We start from the raw sequence: 20,384 nt of genomic DNA, 5'->3' as shown, positions 1-20,384 counted from the left end.
AAAATGAACAACATATTGTTTATTATGAAGTGTATATGGTATTTTAAATACGAGGTGTTATTCATGATAAAGTGTAATTTAGCTGTTTTAATGGCAGAGAGAGGACTAAAAATCGCCGATATTGCCAGTGGAACGGGGATGTCCCGAACGACAATCAGCTCCCTGATGAACCACAATGCGAAAGGAATTCAGTACGACACGTTTAATACACTGTGCGAATTCCTCAAAGTGTCACCGGGGGAACTGTTCATCTACGAGCCATTTAAATTTAGCTTCGAGGTAAAAGAAGTAGAGGAGAGGGAGAACGACTTCCTGTTTAAACTGGATGCGGACATTACATACAAAAAGCAGGTGTTACAGGAAGTGATACCGGCCCGTGTGATCCTCGACATGGATGAAAAAGACGAGCTCTGTTATGTTGGGATTGAAGTCAACTATTCCGAGGAAATGACGCAGCTGATCGCCCCGATTCCTCGCATGTTCCATAAGGATATGGAGGAGGAAATCAAAGAGACGATTACGGAGAAGCTGGCTCAGACGTACTCTTTTGCAGAGGATATCGTCGTTACATTGAAGTAGCAGGAGGGTAAATGTTTGGAGAGAAAGGTATAATGAAACCAAGGGGGTATAGGAACAGAGTAGGAGGAAGAGTATGCGTGAATTTAACATAGACGAGTTCTTTAAAGAAATCGATGAAAAGCAACAAGAGGTAAATGAACGGGCCTATAAATTATTTCGCGGGAATGGGCGTAAGACACGGGTCCGACCACGAGACAAAGATGAACAGCGTTGTTTGGATATAATTTGCCGGGAAAAATGGATGCGAGCTGTTGAAGAAGGAAAGGTTCGCTATATCAATGACAGGGAGATGGATTATTTTGTCGATTGAATCGTATCGGGCAGAAGTATATGGATTGAAGGGAAAGCCTAAAACAGAAAAAATGCTCCTGTTCTCGGCAATTTTGACAGAGATACTAGAGTCTTTGAATGTAGAGCCCATCATCGTAGGTGGATTCTCTGTTGAGCTCTACACCCGGAATAGTTATTTAACAGAGGACATTGATTTTGTATTGAACGGTCGAGATAAAGCGAACCAGGTACTATTAGATCTTGGATTTGAAAAACAGGGAAAGGACTGGTATCACAAGGAAGTTGGGTTGATTGTAGAGATACCGGATAACTGGTTAGACGGTGATTACAGCCGGGTTACAAAGCTCAATATCGGGAATGGACGCTATGTTAAAGTAATCGGGATTGAAGATATTATTTGTGATCGGTTGCGTGCTTGTAAGTTTTGGCGTTCCCAAAGTGATTGCGAGTGGGCATTCCGTTTGTATTATGCCCATAGAGAGCGGATCGACATGAAGTATCTGAAGCAGAAAGCAACAAAGGACGGAACGTATGAAATTGTGGAAGAGTGGATAGAAAAAAATAATGAGTAAATCGTAAACCAGAGTAGGAATAGAAAGATTTCTGCGGAGCAAAAACAATGCTTGCGAAGCCTGTTGTAGTGTTTTGGCAATAAAAAGGGGTGGATTTCAAGGAGTCCCCCCTTTTTATATTCTAAAAATTAGCAGTATCTCAATCGCGAAAGATAACGTCCAGGTTGAATTTTTTGTAATGATTTCATGAGAAAAGGGAGTAGGCTTTGGGAAGTTTATTCCCTTTTGTTGAACTAACGTGCAGTTATCTTTAACAAAACCGTTTAAAAAAAGGATTTCACAACATGAATCACGAAATATGGATGTACTTGTAATCAAAAATTTTAAAAAAGGGTGGTATTTATGATTCGTGATGTGGAGGAATTTGTAAAGTTTTTAGATGGATTACGAAAGCGTACCATGCAGTATGTTAAGGTTGTACCGAATTCTATCTTAGAATGGAAACCAGCTGAAGATAAATTTTCAACGGGAGATTTGCTTCGACATCTAGGTTCCTCTCAACTCATGTTCTTAAATGTATTTGAGCATGGAAAATGGATCTATCCAGGCCATGAAAGTAGTAAAGGGGAAAAGATAGAGGAAATTGTTCATTACCTAGAAGTGTGTCATGCAAGGTTAACGGAGGGTTTATTAACTTTAGGAAATGATCTATTGGCAAAAAAGGTTCCAACCCTACATGGACATGAGGTAAGCTCCTGGAGGATCATGATGGCATTGGCGGAACATGAGATGCATCATCGTGGTCAATTATCAACATATCTTCAGATGAATGGAATAGAACCACCTCAAATTTTCGGTCTAAAAATCGAACAAGTTGAAAAAGGTTAATATAAATTATTTATATTGGTTTAGTTTCTCCAAACATGGGTTAAAGAAAAATAAATTTGATACAAATGATTTGTCAAAATTGCCAGGAAGAGATGCAAAATCTGAAGTAGGTATATGAAAAGCTACCAAGTAAGTAACCAGGTAGCTTTTTTTAATTTGGTTTGCTGGAGTTGCCTCAAGATATATTTTTTATATTGTATCTTATTTCCTATTTTTGTATTCTATATACATTCCAATTGACAGTTTAACAGCCAATACGACCAATACGACGTAGTACTCGTTCTGGACAAGATTGTGTAAAGTCTAAAAATCGCTGAACCGCCTGTTCAATCTCCGATTGATTTTTGTGAAACACGTTTGAAATGACACTATCTTTAAGCCAGCGCCAAAGCTTTTCAATTGGATTTAGATTGGGTGAATACGGCGGCAAAAACAATAAGTAGAGTCTCTATAAAAAGAAGGAAGCAAGAGGATATATGGTGGAGTCTTGCTTCCTTGGTTAGAAGGTGATAGGTGAAGAGAGCACCTGTCAGCACTTTTTCATGTACGCAAATAGTATGCCAATGTAACAAAAAAGACGAATTCCTTTGAATCTGTGTATTCTCATGAAATGTTGCATAAATAAGGAAATTTTTCAATGTATAATTGCATAGAAAAATTCCTTTTTGCATTGAAGATAAACAAACACCCCTCCCGGTCGCCACAACCGGAGAGGGGTCCCTGCTTCTGATAACTGTAAGAATATTTTACCACAGAGCAGGGGGAGTAGCTATGCAAATGTCATTTTTGCCTAAAATCGACTGGAAGGCTACACAGAAGCGTGTAGAGGAAGCTTTGGAGACGGCACGTATTTATCGCCAAATTGGTTTTGTTCGCCGTGAAATCGGGATGACGCCTGCTTATGAAGCTTGGTATCACGGTGCGACAAACAAGACAAGTGACCAGGTGGCTGAGTGCGCGACGTGGAATGCGGACGAGGAAGAAAGGATTCGGCAATTGACGGAGCGCGTAGAATGGGCGGTAAGTCGGTTGTCCAAGAAGGAAGAAGAGATTATTCGGAAGCGATATCTGGAAGATGAGAGCTTTGATTATATTGTGGCTGGAGAGGTAGGACTGAGCGAACGGACGTATACCAGGGTGAAGGCTCGGGCGTTTTATAAGTTGGCATTTATGCTGAAGCTGGAAGTGCTGGCTGAAGATCCGGGCCCTGTTCCGGCATGAGTGAGGAAATTAAACAATGGAAAACCAACGAGAGAGGCGGTTCCGAAAAGGAATTGCCTTTTGTATTTTTAGAAGATATCCGATAGCTTGGTTTATGGAAACAGGAATATTTAAAGTTAAAAATAATTATTCAGATAATCATGCTTTTTCTTTATTTTATAAAGGTGTAGTATAAAAGGATTATATTTCTTGAAAAATGTAATTTTTGTGTTTTTCCTATGCTGAGCGGGAAAGAATATAAAAAAGTATTAGAAGGAGAAAAAGCATGGTAACCAAATTAAAACGATTTTTAATTGGACGACCGATGAAGACAGATGAACTTACAGAAGAAAAATTAAGTAAATTAAAAGCGCTGGCTGTTCTTTCTTCCGATGCTTTATCTTCTGTTGCATACGGAACAGAACAAATTCTTTTAGTGTTAATTACCGTTGGTGCAGCAGCGTTATGGTATTCCATCCCGATTTCATTTGCTGTTCTTGGTCTGTTAACAGTACTAATTTTGTCTTATCGCCAAACCATTTATGCTTATCCAACAGGCGGTGGTGCGTATATTGTAGCTAAAGACAACTTGGGCACTTCCGTTGGCCTAGTTGCTGGTGGATCTTTGCTGGTAGATTACATCTTAACCGTAGCAGTGAGCTCCTCAGCTGGTACAGATGCTATTACATCAGCTTTTCCAACATTTCATGAGCATCGTGTTATGATTGCGCTATTAATGATTTTAACGTTAACGATTTTAAATTTACGCGGGATTACAGAATCTGCAACCATACTAATGTATCCCGTTTATTTGTTTGTTTTCGCTGTTTTTCTTCTAATTATCGGTGGTGGGTATCAATGGATGACAGGGAATGTGCATGCTCAGGCTCCCGCTTATGGAGTAGCCGTTCCAGGGATTACCTTATTCCTGCTGTTAAAAGCGTTTAGTTCAGGCTGTTCTGCTTTAACAGGGGTAGAAGCGGTATCAAATGCGATTCCTAATTTTAGAGACCCAGCCCCTAGAAATGCGGCAAGAACTCTGATCATGATGGGAGTTATCCTTGGCATTATGTTCATTGGTATTAGCCTTCTGGCTTATGTATACGGCATTGCTTCTAAAGCAGATGAAACAGTCGTATCCCAGATCGCATCAGCCGTATTTGGACGAGGAATTATTTATTAGTTTATTCAGGCTGTAACATCACTGATTTTATTCCTCGCTGCAAACACTGCATTCGCAGCATTTCCATTACTTTCCTTTATGCTATCAAAAGACAGATTTTTACCGAATATGTTTATGGTTCGAGGAGATCGTCTTGGTTTTTCAAATGGAATCATTTTCTTAGGTATCTTTTCAGCACTCTTGATTATTGTTTCTGAAGGAGATACAGAAAATCTAATCCCTCTTTACGCGATAGGGGTGTTCGTTCCCTTTACCTTATCTCAAACAGGGATGATGAAACGATGGATTATGAAAAAGCCAGCGGGATGGCTTCTCCCTTTTGTTATTAATACGGTTGGGATGCTGACTACGCTTACAATTACCCTTATTTTCTTGATTACAAAATTCTCGCAAGTATGGATGATTTTCTTGTTCCTTCCTGCTGTTATCTTTGCTTTTAAGAAAGTAAACCAGCATTATCGCGACCTTGCGGAACAATTACGCATTGATCTTTCTACAGATAAGCCGGAGAAAAAGGGAAGCGTGATTGTGATTCCTGTAGCGGGTATTACGCAGGTTGTTCGAAATACCATCAGCTACGCTCAATCACTGTCAGATGATATCGTAGCCGTTTATGTTGGATTTGATGAAGAAGAAATTAAAAAAATGGAGGAGAAGTGGGAAGAGTGGAATCCGGGTGTACGTCTTATTACCTTGCGTTCCCGCTATCGCAGTATTGTGCGCCCCTTATCTAAATTTATTGATACGGTGGAATGGAAAACTTCAGCCACCGATCATGTAACGGTTATGATTCCACAATTTATTACGAAGCGTTGGTGGCATAATTTGCTGCATAACCAGACGAGTTTATTGCTACGTGCTTATTTATTTGCACGACAAGACGTTAAGATAACGACTGTTCCTTATCGATTAAAAAAATAAGGTTGAATGCCTAACGATTAAAGTAGTCGTTCTCTGAAGAGGAACGGCTTTATGTTCGTCTGCATGCTGCTTTAATGTAGTGCTAAGGCTTGAGGATCGTTTTTTTATTATCGCGTCAAACTGTATCACCAAGTATTGGTGGAACAGTATTAATAATTGTTGCAGTTCTTATTTGGAAATGGGCTGTATGGATGGATAATCAATACGCAAAGAGAAATAAGTCATAAAGTGTTATTAATGCTTTTTAATTGTAAAAAAGTTTGGCGTGAAGATGGCGTAATTTTGGCCAGATATTGGCGCGCCGTTTTGAGATAGGGGTAGTATGATGATAGTATCAGAAGATAAGCGAAGGGGCCGTTCCGAGGGGAGCGGTCCTTTTTTGGTTGCATAAAAAAAGAGAGACACACGAAGTAACACGAACGTAAGGTGAAGAGGGTGTACCGTACACAAGAGCGCGGAAATTAAAGCATGAGGTCATAAAAAATCTAGCTTGGATTATCTATGATGAGCAAAAGAAAGGAATAGGTGCTCTCTTCATGAGAACGCCTTTTTTAAGTTCGATAACTTGGTTTATGTCTATTTAACAAATAAATGTAGGTTGTTACCCATTGGAACATTTATGCATATGTTATTCTGAAAGTTTATTTTAGGAGGCTTGTTCATGTCCAATGGATTTGTTGCTCGCTCGTTAGATGAGGTTCGTTTCTGGTCCCGTATTATGAAAGAACACTCGTTGTTTATTACATTGGGCCTTCGATGTGAAGATACTCAGCTTATAAATGAAGCACAACAATTTTTTCGTATCTTCGAACAAATTGAGAGCCAATCACACGCTTTTACTTTGAATACAGATCCTCGACAGATTGCGCAATTTAATGCAGAGGTTTATAATGCTGTCTCCCATATTTGGGCTTATAAAAGAAAACTTCTTGGTCTTATTTTACATTGCAAGTTGCCTGGAGCTAATTTATTTCCTTTACTTATTGATCATATAAGTAGAGAAGCAAATTACTTTAGAAATAGGTTGTCAGAGTTAAATCAAGGTCAATTGGAGCCAATACCCGATGCCATTATCGATGAAAACGTATTTTTCTTGCGTATTATGGCCGATCATGCGAAATTTATTGGTCATCTTCTGGACCCGTCAGAACGAAAACTCGTAGAGCAGGCTCAGGAATTCAGTCATGATTTTGATCAATTATTATTTCAAGCAATTGATTTGGATTCTATGCGTCCACAATCACAAACGTCCCCTCTTCTTAGTCAGTTTCTTGACCAAAACAGAGTATCTGTAAAATCACTTCGTGATTTTAAAAAGACGGCTCGTGATTTAATTGAGGCATGCCGTATTAAAAGTATTATTCACCCGTTACTGGCTGATCACGTATTCCGTGAAGCGGAGAGATTTCTGGAGATTATCGATATGTTTGAAAGGGCACTAACAGGAAAAAAATCTGTTAGTAAATGCTAAAAACGTCCGACAATGCCCACTTTGTAAACTAGGATAGCCGCTCCAATTGAGAAGTGGCTTTTTCTTTTGCGTAACGTTACAACCGAGCCAGTGAAACGCAAGCGCACATGTAACGCTTCATTGGTTGGCTTGTAACGTTAAAACTTTGCGTTACAATTGCAGGAAAATAGTCCTTCTTTTACAATAATATTTTGGGTGTTTAAAATCTATTATGCAAGAAAAACACAACTTGCTTTCTTAAAAGGAATATTGGAGCACTGTATTCAGGAAAAAGAGCAGTTCTCTCAGAAATTAAAAGAAAAGCCGGAGTTAAGAAATTTCTAACTAGAAAGAAGTTCGGTGAGAAATATCCGTTTGGCGATTTATCCTTTTATTATGTAGTGAAGACCAAAAGTAACTTTTTATTTTGCTGAATATGGAAAACTTAACAAAATCCTCTTGATATATGATACTAAATATGATACTATAATATCAGGAGGTGAAACATGGCAAGGATAGATAAAATCCTCGAAAAAATGAAAAACCGCCCTAACGGAATATGGTTCGAGGAAATTGCCATCGTGCTTGAATATTACGGATACATACAAGTGAGAAGCAAAGGGTCTCACCATCACTTCCGAAATCAAGCAGGCGATGTAATCACAATCCCAAAGCAAAATCCCGTTAAGGCGGTGTACGTAAAAAACGTACTAAAAAGGATGGGGGAGTGACGGCTCCCCTTCCTTCAAAATATATTCTATCCTTGTAAAGAATAAATGGCAAATAAAGACGTTTCTTATTACATGAGCTTACCCTATACCATTCAGATTCAACATATAAATGATGAAAGCGGTCAGTATTATTATGCGACTGTGCTTGAATTGGATGGTTGTCAAAGTGATGGGCAAACGGTAGAAGAAGCACATAAAAACATTCGGGAAGCAATGGAAGGTTGGTTTGAGACTAAATTAGAGTTTGGCGACCCAATTCCAGAACCGATAACCGATGATGATTACAGTGGAAAATTCGTCGTGCGTGTTCCTAAAAGTTTACATCGGCAGTTAGCACAAATGGCAGCAAAAGAAGGAATATCGTTAAATCAATACGTACTTTACAAATTAAGCCGTTAAGTCACTCTCCGGAGTGGCTTTTTCTTTACCCTAAAACGGAGGTGGGTGATAGAAATGGAAATACGAAAGGTACCTGTCAGCAACATCAATTCAGCGCCGTACAACCCGCGTGTGGATTTACGGCCCGGAGATCCGGAATACGAGAAGCTAAAGCGTTCCATTGCGGAGTTTGGATATGTCGAGCCGCTTGTTTGGAACGGAACGTACCGGGAATCTTGTAGACGGCCACCAGCGATTAAAAATTTTACTGGAACAAGGCCATACGGAAATCGAAGTATCCGTGGTTAACCTGGACGAAGTACGCGAGAAGGCGCTGAACATCGCACTGAATAAAATTAGTGGACGATGGGATGAAGAGAAGCTGGCTATCTTGCTCCAGGAGTTGGCTGAGAGTGAAAGTAGTATCGAGCTGACCGGCTTTGATGGTGAGGAACTGGAAGACCTTATCTCTGCTTTACCTGCTGACACAGAGCCGGGTGAGCCCGTCGTCGATGATGAATATGACGTGCAGGTTGCGCTCGATGCTATCAAAGAGCCGGAAACAAGGCATGGGGATATATGGCGCTTGGGCAGGCATTTGCTTGTCTGTGGTGATGCTGCACGCTTAGAAGATGTACAGCGTCTTATGCAGGGTAAAAAAGCAAATCTGGTAGTTACAGACCCGCCGTATAACGTAGCTGTGGAAAGTGATTCAGAACGTCTGGCTGCAGACAGTCGTGATTCTATTTTAAATGACAACATGTCCGATGAGGATTTTGTTGTGTTCTTAAATCAGATATTTGCAAACTACGCCGCGATCATGAAACCGAACGCGGCGATTTACATTTTTCACCCATCTTCTTATCAGCGAGAGTTTGAGAATGCGATGAATGCCGCTGGAATCGTGACCCGTTCACAGTGCATTTGGGTGAAGAACGCGCCGACGTTTGGCTGAGCGCAGTACCGGTATAAGCATGAGCCAGTGTTTTATGCACACATCAAAGGGAAAGCTCCGGCATGGTATGGCGATCGAAAGCAGACGACAGTGTGGAAAGCAGGATTGCCTGTCGAAATTCCACAACCAGAAACCGTATGGGAAGTATCGCGTGGCGATGTGACGAAATATGTCCATCCGACACAGAAACCATTGGATTTGCTGGCGATTCCGATTGGCAACAGCAGCAAGAAAGAGGATATTGTTGTTGATTTCTTTGGTGGCAGCGGTTCAACGCTGATGACGTGTGAACAGATGGGACGTGAATGTCGGACGCTTGAATTGGACCCGGTATTTTGTGATGTGATTAAGCAGCGATTCTATGAAGCAACTGGTATTGAGCCTGTTCTTGTTTCTCGTATTGATGAAGTGGCATAACCGTAGAAAAAGCAAAGGAGGACGCTGCGAACGCCCTCCTGATAAGATGCCGGGTATACCCCCGACAAGGATAGCAGAACACCGTGGCCACGGAAGGGAAAGCTGCTATCCTGTTTCCATTTTACATGGAACTCGGGGGTATGTTCAATGAAAAATACGAACGAATATTCTTATTTTGGTAATAAGGAAAATGTACTGCTGCAGCACGAAATAGAGACGATGGAAAACATTATGGAGTCGAAGTCAAAGTATCGAAAAATCATTCATGCTGGCATTGCACGCTGGGTGAAAGTCTTTCAGGAAGGCCGGATTAAAATTAAAACGGTGGATGATTTGAAGAAGCTGATTGAAATCGACTTAGATCTTCAGCGAGATGACGTATAAAAACAAACTCAACTCAAACCAGATTATGGAGGTGGGTGGAATGTAGTGGGACGAGAAAGAAATCCGAATCGCAGAAAAGCATTTGAAATGTGGAAAGAGAGCAGTGGAACTTTAAGTTTAAAGGACATTGCTGCTGCTTTAGTTTTCGGGAATATATACCGTAATGACAAATATATCGCGGAGATAAAACACCATATTAAGAAATTCAGCGCCTTCTGGTATTGAAATTTTCTTTAGCACCTTTTTCTCTTTGTCATCTAGCAGATATTTAAAACTTAAATTAAGCATATATTATCCTCCTAATAAAATATATGGCTACCTTCTTTTGCGCTCCATTTTATACAATTCTTATTGACTTTGCTGGCAAATCCCAAATGTTATATCTTTTTATGTTGTGCATAATAAAATAACTGTAGTTGCCCAAAAACACTTACACAAATTTACAATTGAATAGAAAAGAGACATATCTCTTCACCCTGTGTAAAAATAGAAGTACCACCAACCACTTTTACGCAAAGGAGAAGACTATATGCCTCTTACGTATAGGGTAGCACATCAACAGGAAATCAACAATATTTTACGTACCTGGCGTTTCCCACTTTATTTTTCTAAGCCGGTAATGAACCATATGGTTCATTTTCTCGATGGTGTGATGACCAGAGGTTTTTCTGGAACGTTAACCGATATCCATCGTGAAAGCTGCCATTCACAAGACCGACGGACACTGAGCCATTTTCTTACTCATGGGAAGTGGAATGAGCAGCATTTGATGCGTATAATTCAGCAACAATCATGGGAGAGCATCAAGAGGGAAGCGAAACATACACAAGAGCCGATTTTCGTTATTATCGATGATACGGTCTGTAGAAAGACAAAGCCCTCGTCACAGGCATTGTCCCCTATGCAAGGAACAGATTTTCACTATTCCCATACCGAAGGTAAGTCAGTATGGGGGCATGCAGTAGTTCAGGAATTCATTCGATGTGGTGAAAAAGCATTCCCTTATGCGTTTAGCCGATACGAATCAGAGCAAAACAGCAAAATTGATATTGCATGTGAACTGCTTTCTATGGTGCCAAAAAGTTCTTTTTCTACTTATGTTCTTATGGATACATGGTATCCTGCTCAATCTGTACTCGAAACCTGCGCTTTATCTGGATTTCACGTCATTAGCGGTATAAAAACCAATCGTATTATTTATCCATATGGTATTCGGCAGTCAATAAAGGAATTTGCCTCGCACATCCATAAAGAAGATACCGACCTTGTGACCGTCGGTCACGCTTCTTATCACGTCTATCGTTATGAAGGCAAGCTAAATTTCATTGAAAATGCTGTGGTACTACTGTGTTGGGATGCGACCCAGCCAATGACTCTCCAAACTATGCGGGCATTCTTAAGTACAGACGTTTCCTTATCTAATGAGCAAATTCTAACGTACTACAGTAAACGTTGGGCGATTGAGACTTATTTTCGTACCATGAAAAGCAACTTTTCCTTTAACGGTTATCAAATACGTAGTACCGTTGCAATTAAGCGGTTTTGGACATTGCTTTCTTTTACAGCCATGTTCTGCAGTGTAACAGGACACGGTGATATCTTAACAGGACTACGAAGTTGGCAAAACAAAAAGACAGAGAGTTGGATCGAATTTGTTTACTATGAAGCAAAGGCAGGAACGCAGCTGGATTTGATAAAAAATCAGTTACAAGCTGCCTAGGAGAACCTTCGGTTCTTTCTACATGGTAAATTTTGTATCAAATTTTGGGCAAGTCTAGTCATTTATTAACAAATTATTTATTTCATTTTTTACCTTGGAATATTATACTAATTTTGAAATTTATATATTTTTCTATTTTTAATAGAATTTTCTATCTAGAATTCTCTGAGAAAGATTGGTGAAACAATGCCAGAGACCAATTTATTCACTAATGAATTTCAAAAAAATAAAGAACAAAGTATTTCTGATATACGTTCGTTTCTAAGAAAAGCTAAAGATATGCAAGTTGTTAAATCGACTACTCGGATAATTACTACTCCTCCAGTTCTTAAAGAAGAGAATCGAATTGAATTGGAATATGTATTAAAAAAATTATTAGAGATTATCTTAACAATTCCAGATCGTATCTTTGGTGGGGATCTGGAGCAGATGGGGAGATTTTTAGGTTATCAGCCTAAAGAAATTCGAAAAATTCTGGATGGTACTATTCGCTTTGAAGATAAAGTGTTGTCACGTGGAGATTTATATCAAACGCCAGATGGTTGGAAGCTACTTGAATTGAATTTAGGTAGTAATGTTGGTGGCATGACGATGGCTTGGTTAAATCGTTTGATGCAGGAAACACCGTTTTATAATGAGTTGATAAAATCAAATGATTTGAAATATTTTGATCCATTGATATTTTGGGTTAATACGATTCGTGGCATGTTGCAGATAAATAGTAATTCACTTACTCTTGCTATGGTTGAAAGTGAAAAGGTTTTAAGTAGTTATTCTCATACATTGCAGTTAATGGCAAAAGAACTACAGGACCATACCGGTATTCAGTCGTTTGTTTGTTCGCAACGTGATTTAGAGGAAGGAACTGATGGTCTATATTTTAATGGTCGGAAGATAGATGTAGTATACCGATTATTTGACTTGGGCGATGTGGAAGCAGCGCCCGAGGAATATTGGCACATTTTCGAGGCATTAAGGGCAAAGCGGGTTCAAATGCCAATGGGGCTAGAATACAAAATACTAGGGAATAAAATTCTCTTTGCTATGATGTCAGACCCTCAGTATGAACCCTATTTTTCAAATGAAGAGCTATACATAATACATCGATACATTCCTTGGACGCGGTTGTTTGAAGAAAAGCTAATATCTTTTGCATTGCACAATCAAAGATCTCTAGTTATTAAGCCAGCAGATGGATATGGTGGAATAGGGGTTCTTTGTGGATGGGAACATCGAGAAGAGGATTGGAGGAACACTCTATATTCACTACTTAAAAGAAAAGAGAAATATATCATTCAGGAAAAAGTGACACCCTCAACTAGTGAAGTGTACTGTTCAACACCTGAGGGAGAAATAATCTCTCAAGAAGTACAACTTCTTTGGGGAGCCTATTTATTTGACAAAAGATTTGCTGGTGGTATCCTGCGGGCGAAGCCAATAGGGGGAGGTTCTGTAATTAATTTACACAATGGTGCCGCTATTGGGCCGATATTTATACACGGATGAATTGGAAAAGATACTTTTTCGTTTTTGCCTTGAAAGGAGGATTGAGCTATGGCAGTTCTAATTCTTTGCCGAGAAGAAACTAGTGATGTAATAGAACTGAATCGGGAACTGAAAAAACGTGGATACGAAGTTATCGTATCTACTCCTCAGGATATTTTAGTTCGTTCCTGTGGCGGAGAGAATCAGTTTCTTTACCGAAATGAACCTTTACGAATCTCCTGTGTTTTGGGCTGGGTATCTCTTCAGCAACGGGAATATGGTATGTGGTTACTAAAAGCGTTTGAAATAGCCGGTATTCCTGTGATTAACGACACCGATGTATTGACTATAGGCCAAAACAAGTTTCTCAATTCAATACTGCTAAACCATCACAACATTCCACATATCCCAACTTTTCTAGTGGGGAATATGGATCAACTGGATGAAGTAATCAATCAGCTACATTTCCCTTTAGTATTGAAGCCGATTATTGGTGCTAAAGGACAAATGGTAATACGTGTTGATGATGAGAACGCCTTGCGTAATATTGCTCCTTTTTATATGCAGGGAAATAAACCTTTATATGTACAAGCTCATATAAATAAACCAGGTCGCGATATCCGAGTTCGTGTTATTGACTACAAAGCAGAGTATGCATTTTATCGATACTCGGATAAGGGGACATTCTTAACAAACTTGTCGGTGGGAGGCAATTGGGAAGAATGCCCATTAGAATCTGACTTATCTGAACTTGCTGAAAAGTGCAGTAGAGTATTTAATGCTTCAGTAGCAGGCGTTGATATTGTGGAAGATGAACAAGGAAACTATCTGGTTATCGAAGTAAATACCACGCCTGCGATTACATATCCACGTGATGAAACTGTTTTACTAGTCGCAGATTTGATAGAGAGAGTTCTACAAAAAAATGTTACTTCTTCTGATAGTACTTAATACTATTGAAGAGTTACATGAATCAATTTCATAACTCGGAGCCTTAGAGCCCCAAGGGTTTCAGGAGCTTAAAAAAGTAGCACCTCCCCAAGTTTTACTTACAAACATGTGTTAAAAGCTCGATAATCCCTGTAAAAACGCAGTTTTTAATGCGTAATTATGAAATTGATTCACATAAAAAATTTTTTTCATAAAAAGGAGATTGATAAGAATGTTGTTGTCACCAGAAGCATTAATTCAAAAGTTGAAAGACATTGTGTATGAAAACCGTAAGATCACTCATCCGTTATACCAAACAATTATGAAAGGTGAAGCGACACCTCTTTTGCTCAAAAATTTTGTTTTACACCGTTATCATATTAAGAGTTTTTGGACTCGTAATATTTCCGCGATCCATTCCAAATGCCCAGATGTTGAAGCTCGTATTCATCTTGCAGAAAACATTTATGAAGAAGAAACAGGTAAGATTTCTGGAACCGAGCGCCATCTTGACTTGTTCGTGAAATTTGGTGAACAGTTTGGATTGACCTGGGATGAGATTAATAATTTAGAAATCCTTCCAGAGAGTCAAGCCGTAATTGATTGGAACAACACTGTGTGTGGACCTAATCATCATTTCTTGGAAGCTGTTTCGGCCTTAATCATTTATATGGAGGGTCAACCACCAGTGGAATGGGAAGGTCGTACAATGAACCATGCGATGAACTATTTCTATAACGTTAACGAAGCGGGTAGATCTTACTTTAATATCCATAGCAGCGATCAAATGGAGATAGAGGAAGATCATGCTGAAATTGGATACGAACTAATACGTAAATATGCGACAACAGAGGAATTACAACAAAAGGTAATTGATGCATTGTATAAATCGATTGACGTACGTATGAAACACTTTAGCGCTATTCTTCGGGTAACGAACGAACAAGCTGTTCAAAAGGGAATAGCAACTATCTAGAAAACAAAAAAGAAAAAATTCACTCAATGCGGATTCTTTCATTAATTGTGGTTGTTTACTCGGCTTCCACGGAAATGGAATCCGCATTTTTCAAAGTGTTGATGCTAGGGCCTATAAATAATGTGGAGGACATTATTAATGGTTAAGTTATTAGATGTGACATTGAGAGATGGTGGGTATACAAATTCGTTTCAATTCGAACAGCAAGTAGCAATTGACATAGTTGATTCTTTACATCAAGCGGGTATCGACTATATAGAGATCGGATATAGAAATGGCCCGGAAGAAGGACCAACAAAATTGGGGTTATCAGCAAGAGTAAACCGTGATTATATACACGCGATACGCACCCATGTGCCTGGTGCAAAGATTGTGGTTATGCTCCACCCACACAATATTTCAGAACAAGACCTTTTAGAACTTAAGGAATTCAATATTAATGTGGTTCGGATTTGTATTCGCTCGGATAACTTGCAAAACGGACTTTCGGTTATTAGATCGGCTAAACAGCAAGGTTTATTTGTCAGTGCAAATTTTGTCAGGGTGACCTATTTATCCCCATTACAGATTCGAGAATGGATGCTGCAAGCTGAAGCTGCAGGAGCTGATTGGGTGTATTTTGCTGATTCGAATGGCCATATGGTTCCAGATCAAGTTAAAGAGTATGCTGAAATCTTTAAAAAAGTTCTCCAGATCCCAGTAGGATTCCATGCCCATCATAACTTGTCATTAGGATTAACAAACACATTGGCGGCGATCGAAAGTGGTATCGATATTATTGATGCCTCTTTGCGCGGACTGGGAAAAGGGGCCGGTAACTTACCCACAGAGGTTTATGTCTCTTACTTAGAACGGATGAACATTAAACATAATTACGATTTGGTAAGTATCCTAAAAACAGCAGAATATTTGGAAAATAATGTGATGCATCGTCCTATGTATCTAACTACTCGTGATCTGATGTTTGGTATGGCGAACTTCTCAAATGATTTTATCAATCCGGTAATGCATGAAGCTGCTACTCAAGATGTATCTTGGCAACAGCTTACACTGAATCTAAGTAAAAGAAAGCCCATAAAGCCGGTTTTTGAGGAAATTAAAGCTGTTGTTGCTGACATAAAGTCTCTAGATAAAATTTTGGCTCCAACTTTAGAGGAGCGATCCTTATGAGTAAGTATTTTCAGGTAGTGACAGTTTCAGGTTCTCCTTATGAAAGAGGATACCAACATGGACAAGTTTTTGGGGAACAAATCCGTTCTTTTCTAGCAGACAATGTGGCAAGGATTAACATTGTCCGGAAGGATAAAATTTCATTAGAACAGGCCCTATCAATGGTTGATGGTTATATTTCGTTTATTGAACGTGACGTCCCAGATATAGCAGAGGAAATCCGTGGGTTAGCTGAGGGAGCCCAGATTACATATCGAGAGGCAATGTTACTGCAGGTAAGGCGTGAATTAATCTCTCGGGGCTTAGAATGTAGCGCTCTGGGATATGTAGATCAAGAGGAGGGTGCTATTATCGCTCAGAATGTTGATTTACCAGGAAACCTGACTGAACTTGGTATTATCCTAAAAATCAAAAGCTCGGTACCAGGTGAACCTAGTATCATGATGTATACCCATATCGGACTATTGGGTTATCTTGGAGTGAATAGTTATGGGATAGGAATTGGCTTAAATATGGTGTTAGCACCAGGTTGGCGAGAAGGTGTCCCTCCTTATCTATTAATTCGTCATCTCTTACATCAACGTAATTTAAAAGATTGTTTAAGAGAGATTCGCAGGATTCGTCGTACCTCATCACGTAATTTGTTACTCTCAGATGGTCATCGTGTTCTAGATATCGAAATGACAGTAGAAGATGAGCGGTTCATTGAACAACAACTAATTGTTCATACAAATCATTATCTCAATAATGAATTTCGTCAAATTGATCAGATTTCACCAAGCACATCGACTTTCCTACGGCTTGAACGCATGCATAGTTTAGCAGCACATTATGATAATAAGCCTTCCCTTCAACAAATACAAGAATTGCTAAAAGACCATACTAATTATCCCAGAAGTATCTGTGCTCATGGTCAAGGGGATTATAGCCGAGGGGAAACGGTTGCCTCTGTTATTCTTTACCCTAAAAAAGGGGTTATGTATGCAGCGAAAGGTTATCCTTGTGAAAACCAGTTTTATCGTTATTTGCTATTTGAAGAATGAGTTCTATTTTTCACAGTTTCCACCGTTGGGAGATGAAATAATATGAAAGAAACGTATATATCGTTGAATGGACGAATTACCCCCTACGAAGAAGCGAAAATCCATGTATCTTCTGTAGCGATGAAATATGGGGCTTCAGTATTTGAAGGAATTCGTGGCTATTGGAATGAAGAACAAAAGGAATTGTACTTATTTGCTTTAGAGCAACATTTAAAACGTTTGCTTGATTCTATGAATTTAATGGGAATGGAGCATGATTATTCAGTAGATAAACTTATTTTTCAAGTTGAAGAGATTGTAAAAGCGAATCAATTAAAACAAGATTGTTACATTCGGGTCGCTGCTTCAATTGAGGCAGATGGTCCTCTTGACACCCGAGGTCCTGTCCTACTAAATATCGCGGCTTTCCCACAGGGGCGTAAACCAATCCAAACAGGAATTAAGGTTTCAATTAGCTCTTGGACTCGCCTTTCGGATAACATGATGCCTCCACGTATCAAGTGTGTGGCTAATTATCAAAACGGAAGAATCGCTTTACTCCTGGCTAAAACCGACGGATATGACAACACTATATTATTAAACCAAAATGGCAAAGTAGCAGAAGCTCCAACAGCTGCAGTCTTTCTCGTAAAGAACGGAGTACTTACTACACCTGTTGTTACAGATGGTATTCTTGAAAGTATTACTCGTCGTTTCTTGATTGAGGTGGCCCGTGAATTGAATATTCCAATTATAGAACGCCAAATTGATCGTTCTGAATGTTACTTAGCGGATGAGGCTTTTCTTTGCGGGACAGGTGCCGAAATATTGCCGATTCGCTCAATTGACCATTATTTGATTGGAGACGGTAAAGATGGAATTATTACTCAACGATTAAAGAACTTTTACTTTGATGTAGTGTATGGAAAAAAGCCAAAATACAGTCATTTATTATTCCCAATTTATAACTCAAAAGGATGATTTCTATGATAGATTTACTTTTTGAAGAACAATATAAACAAACTATTGAAAATAATCGTCATAACTTGCCTCAAGAAATTGCATCCGTTGTAGATAGATGTGATTCTGAGGGGTTTGTGTTTCGGAATAAGCCATTTCCTTTGTACCCTCGAATTAGTATTCTTCCTGTCGAGGTCCGTAATGAAATTCAAAAAGAAGCAGAAAAAATGATTGATATTCTTGAAAAGGTGATCGAACTATACGCTAATGATCAACGCACTCGTGAATTTTTTATGCTAGGTGAGCAGGCTCAAGAGCTTGTTAAAATTGATCCGGGTTACAAACGAAAAATTCAAATCTCGCGCTTTGATACTTATTTAGTTCCAGGTAAAGATGTGTTTAAAATTTTAGAAAATAACACGGATTGCCCAGCCGGAGTAATTTTTACAGGTCGAATATTAGAAGTAATGAAGCGGATTTCTGTCTTAGATGCTTATTTGCGGAAACTTCCACCGTTAAGAAAAGAAGGAATTGATACCACGGATGCATTTATTCGGCAATTACTCGATACCTACCAAGAGTTTAGACCCGGATCAGAAATGCCATCCGTTGCAATCTTGCAAGTAAGAGGGAAGGAAAGTAAAGAAGTTGGAGAAATGGTAAAACAGTTTGCTTTATTAGGCATAGAGGCAATAATTGCAGACCCGCGGGATCTACAGTATAGAAGGGGTAAGCTATACTCGGGTGATTTAGCGGTAGATCTTGTCTGGAATAAGATTAATACAGCCGACTTTATTCCACTGCTCGATGAAGCAGAAAGAATAAAGAATTATTTAAATGCATGTAAGGATCAAGCAATTTGTCAGGTGAATTCATTTCAAGCACGTTTTATTACTGAAAGTAAACTATGTATGGCTTATCTTTCAACTCCTTCCTTTAGTCATTACTTCACGGAAGAAGAACGGAACGTAATCTCGAAACATATCCCTTGGGCCCGAAAATTGGAGGATGGATCTGTAGAGTACAGGGGTAAACAAATTGAATTGAAACAGTTAGCCTTGGAAGAGCAAGAAAGATTTGTTATCAAAACAGCTTATGATATTCGGGGTGAAGGTGTATTAATTGGTTGCTCTACACCCTCAGACCGTTGGAAAGAAATTTTAGAGGAATGTTGGAACAAGCCATTCATTTTGCAGGAATTTATACCGGCACCGGAAATCGAGGTGCCAGTTGACGATTGTCGGTCATTTAGTAAGAAAAAATTTAGTACGGATCTTTTTATGTTTGGTGGAAAGTTCCAAGGATTTGGCTCCAAAATTAGTGATGAATTTAAAGTGAATATTTTTCAAAATGGAAGCAAACAGGTAATTCTATCGTTGGCCGAAGGGGATCGAAATGGAAAGTCAACTATTTAAGGTATTTACTCAAGACCCTAAACATGGGAATTCAGCAGCCGTAATTTTGGCAGAAGAATTATCTGAAAAAGAAATGCAATCATTGGCGACTCAAATAAACACAGTAATAACAGTGTTTGTGTTACCCTCTCACTTGGCTGATGCTAGGTTCCGTTTTTTTTCTATTTCTTCTGAATTACCCTTTTGTGGGCATGGGATTTTAGCAGCAGCTGATTACTACATGAAGGTCACAGGCCACCAACAGATAAAAGTGGAAACTCAAGCCTCGGTGGTTACTATTTCGCGAAATTCAAAGGGGACCATCCACTTTGAAACTACAGGGGTATCAATTATCGATTGCTCATTTGATCAAAAAGAGGTATTAAGTTTTTTAGGAATTAATGAAGATTTGATACACAAGGACTTACCTTTTTGTATTGCTTCGATTGGGAGCCCTAAATTGTTTGTCCCTATAAAAAAACTGGTGACCGTCCAGTCTATCACCCCTGATTTCGAAGCGATAAGTGAGTGGAGTTCAAAGATGAAAGTGAACGGGGTTTATGTTTATACCTTTGAAACACAACATAGTGATTCATCGCTTCACGCTCGAAGCTTTAATCCTTTGTTTGGAGTCAAGGAAGACGCAGCTACCGGGGTAGCAGCGGGTGCTTTGGCTGGTGTACTAGTCCAGGCGGGATATTTTCATTCAACTCTTATTGTAGAGCAGGGGTATAACTTGGGACAGGAAAGTAAAATTTTTGTGGAAGTAGGGGATGTTATTAAGCTAGGTGGATTTGTGACGCAAATTGGGAAAGTAGAGGTATAACAAAAAAGGAAG

At 39.2% G+C, this 20,384-nt stretch carries 24 protein-coding genes and 2 pseudogenes; 24 read left to right on the top strand and 2 right to left on the bottom strand.

Going from position 1 to position 20,384, the window contains the following annotated elements; all coding sequences use genetic code 11:
- Nucleotides 1-63: 63 nt before the first annotated feature.
- The 4 genes from ACH33_RS11660 (at nt 64) to ACH33_RS11645 (ending at nt 2,270) form a co-directional block, all read left to right on the top strand.
- A complete protein-coding gene (locus tag ACH33_RS11660) occupies nt 64-579 on the top strand; it encodes a helix-turn-helix domain-containing protein (protein WP_057899177.1) in 516 nt (171 codons plus the stop codon).
- Between the two features lie 73 nt (nt 580-652).
- Nucleotides 653-889, top strand: a complete 237-nt coding sequence (locus tag ACH33_RS11655; RefSeq protein ID WP_057899176.1) for a hypothetical protein — start codon at nt 653-655, stop codon at nt 887-889.
- Nucleotides 858-1,442, top strand: coding sequence for a hypothetical protein (locus tag ACH33_RS11650; RefSeq protein ID WP_236781873.1), 585 nt, complete (start codon nt 858-860; stop codon nt 1,440-1,442). Before ACH33_RS11655 ends, ACH33_RS11650 begins: the two co-directional genes overlap by 32 nt.
- 342 nt (nt 1,443-1,784) lie before the next feature.
- Complete coding sequence (locus tag ACH33_RS11645) at nt 1,785-2,270, top strand: DinB family protein (RefSeq protein WP_057899174.1); 486 nt, start codon at nt 1,785-1,787, stop codon at nt 2,268-2,270.
- A 244-nt stretch (nt 2,271-2,514) separates the two neighbouring features.
- On the opposite strand, the gene ACH33_RS20125 is transcribed toward ACH33_RS11645, so the two are convergent.
- Nucleotides 2,515-2,706 carry a transposase gene (locus ACH33_RS20125; RefSeq protein ID WP_082706032.1) on the bottom strand — a complete coding sequence of 64 codons (192 nt, stop codon included), beginning with the start codon at nt 2,704-2,706 and terminating at the stop codon, nt 2,515-2,517.
- A 335-nt stretch (nt 2,707-3,041) separates the two neighbouring features.
- Here ACH33_RS20125 and ACH33_RS11640 point away from each other — a divergent pair, with 335 nt between their 5' ends.
- From ACH33_RS11640 to ACH33_RS20375, 11 genes and pseudogenes are all read left to right on the top strand, one after another.
- Complete coding sequence (locus ACH33_RS11640; protein ID WP_057899173.1) at nt 3,042-3,491, top strand: ArpU family phage packaging/lysis transcriptional regulator; 450 nt, start codon at nt 3,042-3,044, stop codon at nt 3,489-3,491.
- Nucleotides 3,492-3,507: 16 nt separating this feature from the next.
- A complete protein-coding gene (locus ACH33_RS19405) occupies nt 3,508-3,666 on the top strand; it encodes a hypothetical protein (protein ID WP_156424072.1) in 159 nt (52 codons plus the stop codon).
- A 90-nt stretch (nt 3,667-3,756) separates the two neighbouring features.
- A pseudogene (locus ACH33_RS11635) lies at nt 3,757-5,574 on the top strand (APC family permease).
- Nucleotides 5,575-6,235: 661 nt separating this feature from the next.
- Nucleotides 6,236-7,045 (top strand): DUF2935 domain-containing protein, encoded by an 810-nt coding sequence (locus ACH33_RS11630; protein ID WP_057899172.1) that lies wholly within the window; start codon nt 6,236-6,238, stop codon nt 7,043-7,045.
- A 485-nt stretch (nt 7,046-7,530) separates the two neighbouring features.
- Nucleotides 7,531-7,755 carry a type II toxin-antitoxin system HicA family toxin gene (locus ACH33_RS11625; protein ID WP_057899171.1) on the top strand — a complete coding sequence of 75 codons (225 nt, stop codon included), beginning with the start codon at nt 7,531-7,533 and terminating at the stop codon, nt 7,753-7,755.
- A 45-nt stretch (nt 7,756-7,800) separates the two neighbouring features.
- Nucleotides 7,801-8,154, top strand: a complete 354-nt coding sequence (locus tag ACH33_RS11620) for a type II toxin-antitoxin system HicB family antitoxin (RefSeq protein ID WP_057899170.1) — start codon at nt 7,801-7,803, stop codon at nt 8,152-8,154.
- Nucleotides 8,155-8,208: 54 nt separating this feature from the next.
- Nucleotides 8,209-8,442, top strand: a complete 234-nt coding sequence (locus ACH33_RS20495) for a ParB N-terminal domain-containing protein (RefSeq protein WP_322787676.1) — start codon at nt 8,209-8,211, stop codon at nt 8,440-8,442.
- On the top strand, nt 8,330-9,088 hold the full coding sequence (locus tag ACH33_RS20490; protein WP_327851088.1) for a DNA methyltransferase: 759 nt from the start codon (nt 8,330-8,332) through the stop codon (nt 9,086-9,088). The genes ACH33_RS20495 and ACH33_RS20490 overlap by 113 nt, the downstream gene beginning before the upstream one ends.
- A gap of 27 nt (nt 9,089-9,115) precedes the next feature.
- On the top strand, nt 9,116-9,505 hold the full coding sequence (locus tag ACH33_RS20485) for a DNA methyltransferase (RefSeq protein ID WP_335338940.1): 390 nt from the start codon (nt 9,116-9,118) through the stop codon (nt 9,503-9,505).
- Between the two features lie 147 nt (nt 9,506-9,652).
- A complete protein-coding gene (locus ACH33_RS11610; protein ID WP_057899169.1) occupies nt 9,653-9,889 on the top strand; it encodes a hypothetical protein in 237 nt (78 codons plus the stop codon).
- Nucleotides 9,890-9,934: 45 nt separating this feature from the next.
- A pseudogene (locus ACH33_RS20375) lies at nt 9,935-10,018 on the top strand (phage terminase small subunit-related protein); the annotation flags it as partial.
- 9 nt (nt 10,019-10,027) lie between these two features.
- Here ACH33_RS20375 and ACH33_RS20120 read toward each other — a convergent pair.
- Nucleotides 10,028-10,177, bottom strand: a complete 150-nt coding sequence (locus ACH33_RS20120) for a hypothetical protein (protein WP_236781872.1) — start codon at nt 10,175-10,177, stop codon at nt 10,028-10,030.
- A 241-nt stretch (nt 10,178-10,418) separates the two neighbouring features.
- Between ACH33_RS20120 and ACH33_RS11605 the strand changes: the two genes are divergently transcribed.
- The 9 genes from ACH33_RS11605 to ACH33_RS11565 all read left to right on the top strand — a co-directional run bounded on the left by ACH33_RS11605 (nt 10,419) and on the right by ACH33_RS11565 (nt 20,372).
- Nucleotides 10,419-11,609, top strand: a complete 1,191-nt coding sequence (locus ACH33_RS11605; RefSeq protein WP_057899168.1) for an IS701 family transposase — start codon at nt 10,419-10,421, stop codon at nt 11,607-11,609.
- Nucleotides 11,610-11,795: 186 nt separating this feature from the next.
- Nucleotides 11,796-13,115 (top strand): circularly permuted type 2 ATP-grasp protein, encoded by a 1,320-nt coding sequence (locus tag ACH33_RS11600; RefSeq protein WP_057899167.1) that lies wholly within the window; start codon nt 11,796-11,798, stop codon nt 13,113-13,115.
- 48 nt (nt 13,116-13,163) lie between these two features.
- The gene (locus ACH33_RS11595; RefSeq protein ID WP_057899166.1) at nt 13,164-14,045 is read left to right on the top strand and encodes an ATP-grasp domain-containing protein; all 882 of its coding nucleotides are present in this window, start codon (nt 13,164-13,166) and stop codon (nt 14,043-14,045) included.
- 211 nt (nt 14,046-14,256) lie between these two features.
- Complete coding sequence (locus ACH33_RS11590; RefSeq protein WP_057899165.1) at nt 14,257-15,000, top strand: iron-containing redox enzyme family protein; 744 nt, start codon at nt 14,257-14,259, stop codon at nt 14,998-15,000.
- 138 nt (nt 15,001-15,138) lie between these two features.
- Nucleotides 15,139-16,170: a beta/alpha barrel domain-containing protein gene (locus tag ACH33_RS11585; protein ID WP_057899164.1), complete on the top strand. Its 1,032-nt coding sequence runs from the start codon at nt 15,139-15,141 to the stop codon at nt 16,168-16,170.
- Nucleotides 16,167-17,213: a C45 family autoproteolytic acyltransferase/hydrolase gene (locus tag ACH33_RS11580; protein ID WP_057899163.1), complete on the top strand. Its 1,047-nt coding sequence runs from the start codon at nt 16,167-16,169 to the stop codon at nt 17,211-17,213. Before ACH33_RS11585 ends, ACH33_RS11580 begins: the two co-directional genes overlap by 4 nt.
- Nucleotides 17,214-17,255: 42 nt before the next feature.
- Complete coding sequence (locus tag ACH33_RS11575; RefSeq protein ID WP_057899162.1) at nt 17,256-18,173, top strand: branched-chain amino acid transaminase; 918 nt, start codon at nt 17,256-17,258, stop codon at nt 18,171-18,173.
- A gap of 5 nt (nt 18,174-18,178) precedes the next feature.
- Nucleotides 18,179-19,567 (top strand): circularly permuted type 2 ATP-grasp protein, encoded by a 1,389-nt coding sequence (locus tag ACH33_RS11570; protein ID WP_057899161.1) that lies wholly within the window; start codon nt 18,179-18,181, stop codon nt 19,565-19,567.
- On the top strand, nt 19,548-20,372 hold the full coding sequence (locus ACH33_RS11565; protein ID WP_057899160.1) for a PhzF family phenazine biosynthesis protein: 825 nt from the start codon (nt 19,548-19,550) through the stop codon (nt 20,370-20,372). Before ACH33_RS11570 ends, ACH33_RS11565 begins: the two co-directional genes overlap by 20 nt.
- The last annotated feature ends 12 nt before the right edge of the window (nt 20,373-20,384 follow it).

This window comes from Aneurinibacillus sp. XH2, from assembly GCF_001439585.2.
In the GTDB taxonomy this organism is placed as follows: Bacteria; Bacillota; Bacilli; order Aneurinibacillales; family Aneurinibacillaceae; genus Aneurinibacillus; species Aneurinibacillus thermoaerophilus.
Note: the sequence above shows the minus strand (reverse complement) of the source record. Positions and strands in the feature narration are given on the sequence as shown.

Bases quoted from the DNA above. Each gene is read 5' to 3' on its own strand.
- ACH33_RS11650 (WP_236781873.1), top strand. From the start codon at position 858: ATGACAGGGAGATGGATTATTTTGTCGATTGAATCGTATCGGGCAGAA.
- ACH33_RS11625 (WP_057899171.1), top strand. From the start codon at position 7,531: ATGGCAAGGATAGATAAAATCCTCGAAAAAATGAAAAACCGCCCTAAC.
- ACH33_RS11565 (WP_057899160.1), top strand. From the start codon at position 19,548: ATGGAAAGTCAACTATTTAAGGTATTTACTCAAGACCCTAAACATGGG.
- ACH33_RS11610 (WP_057899169.1), top strand. From the start codon at position 9,653: ATGAAAAATACGAACGAATATTCTTATTTTGGTAATAAGGAAAATGTA.
- ACH33_RS11645 (WP_057899174.1), top strand. From the start codon at position 1,785: ATGATTCGTGATGTGGAGGAATTTGTAAAGTTTTTAGATGGATTACGA.
- ACH33_RS11605 (WP_057899168.1), top strand. From the start codon at position 10,419: ATGCCTCTTACGTATAGGGTAGCACATCAACAGGAAATCAACAATATT.
- ACH33_RS11585 (WP_057899164.1), top strand. From the start codon at position 15,139: ATGGTTAAGTTATTAGATGTGACATTGAGAGATGGTGGGTATACAAAT.
- ACH33_RS11595 (WP_057899166.1), top strand. From the start codon at position 13,164: ATGGCAGTTCTAATTCTTTGCCGAGAAGAAACTAGTGATGTAATAGAA.
- ACH33_RS19405 (WP_156424072.1), top strand. From the start codon at position 3,508: ATGGAAAACCAACGAGAGAGGCGGTTCCGAAAAGGAATTGCCTTTTGT.
- ACH33_RS11655 (WP_057899176.1), top strand. From the start codon at position 653: ATGCGTGAATTTAACATAGACGAGTTCTTTAAAGAAATCGATGAAAAG.
- ACH33_RS11620 (WP_057899170.1), top strand. From the start codon at position 7,801: ATGGCAAATAAAGACGTTTCTTATTACATGAGCTTACCCTATACCATT.
- ACH33_RS11570 (WP_057899161.1), top strand. From the start codon at position 18,179: ATGATAGATTTACTTTTTGAAGAACAATATAAACAAACTATTGAAAAT.
- ACH33_RS11600 (WP_057899167.1), top strand. From the start codon at position 11,796: ATGCCAGAGACCAATTTATTCACTAATGAATTTCAAAAAAATAAAGAA.
- ACH33_RS11575 (WP_057899162.1), top strand. From the start codon at position 17,256: ATGAAAGAAACGTATATATCGTTGAATGGACGAATTACCCCCTACGAA.
- ACH33_RS11630 (WP_057899172.1), top strand. From the start codon at position 6,236: ATGTCCAATGGATTTGTTGCTCGCTCGTTAGATGAGGTTCGTTTCTGG.
- ACH33_RS11640 (WP_057899173.1), top strand. From the start codon at position 3,042: ATGCAAATGTCATTTTTGCCTAAAATCGACTGGAAGGCTACACAGAAG.
- ACH33_RS11580 (WP_057899163.1), top strand. From the start codon at position 16,167: ATGAGTAAGTATTTTCAGGTAGTGACAGTTTCAGGTTCTCCTTATGAA.
- ACH33_RS20495 (WP_322787676.1), top strand. From the start codon at position 8,209: ATGGAAATACGAAAGGTACCTGTCAGCAACATCAATTCAGCGCCGTAC.
- ACH33_RS11660 (WP_057899177.1), top strand. From the start codon at position 64: ATGATAAAGTGTAATTTAGCTGTTTTAATGGCAGAGAGAGGACTAAAA.
- ACH33_RS20490 (WP_327851088.1), top strand. From the start codon at position 8,330: ATGTCGAGCCGCTTGTTTGGAACGGAACGTACCGGGAATCTTGTAGAC.
- ACH33_RS11590 (WP_057899165.1), top strand. From the start codon at position 14,257: ATGTTGTTGTCACCAGAAGCATTAATTCAAAAGTTGAAAGACATTGTG.
- ACH33_RS20120 (WP_236781872.1), bottom strand. From the start codon at position 10,177: ATGCTTAATTTAAGTTTTAAATATCTGCTAGATGACAAAGAGAAAAAG.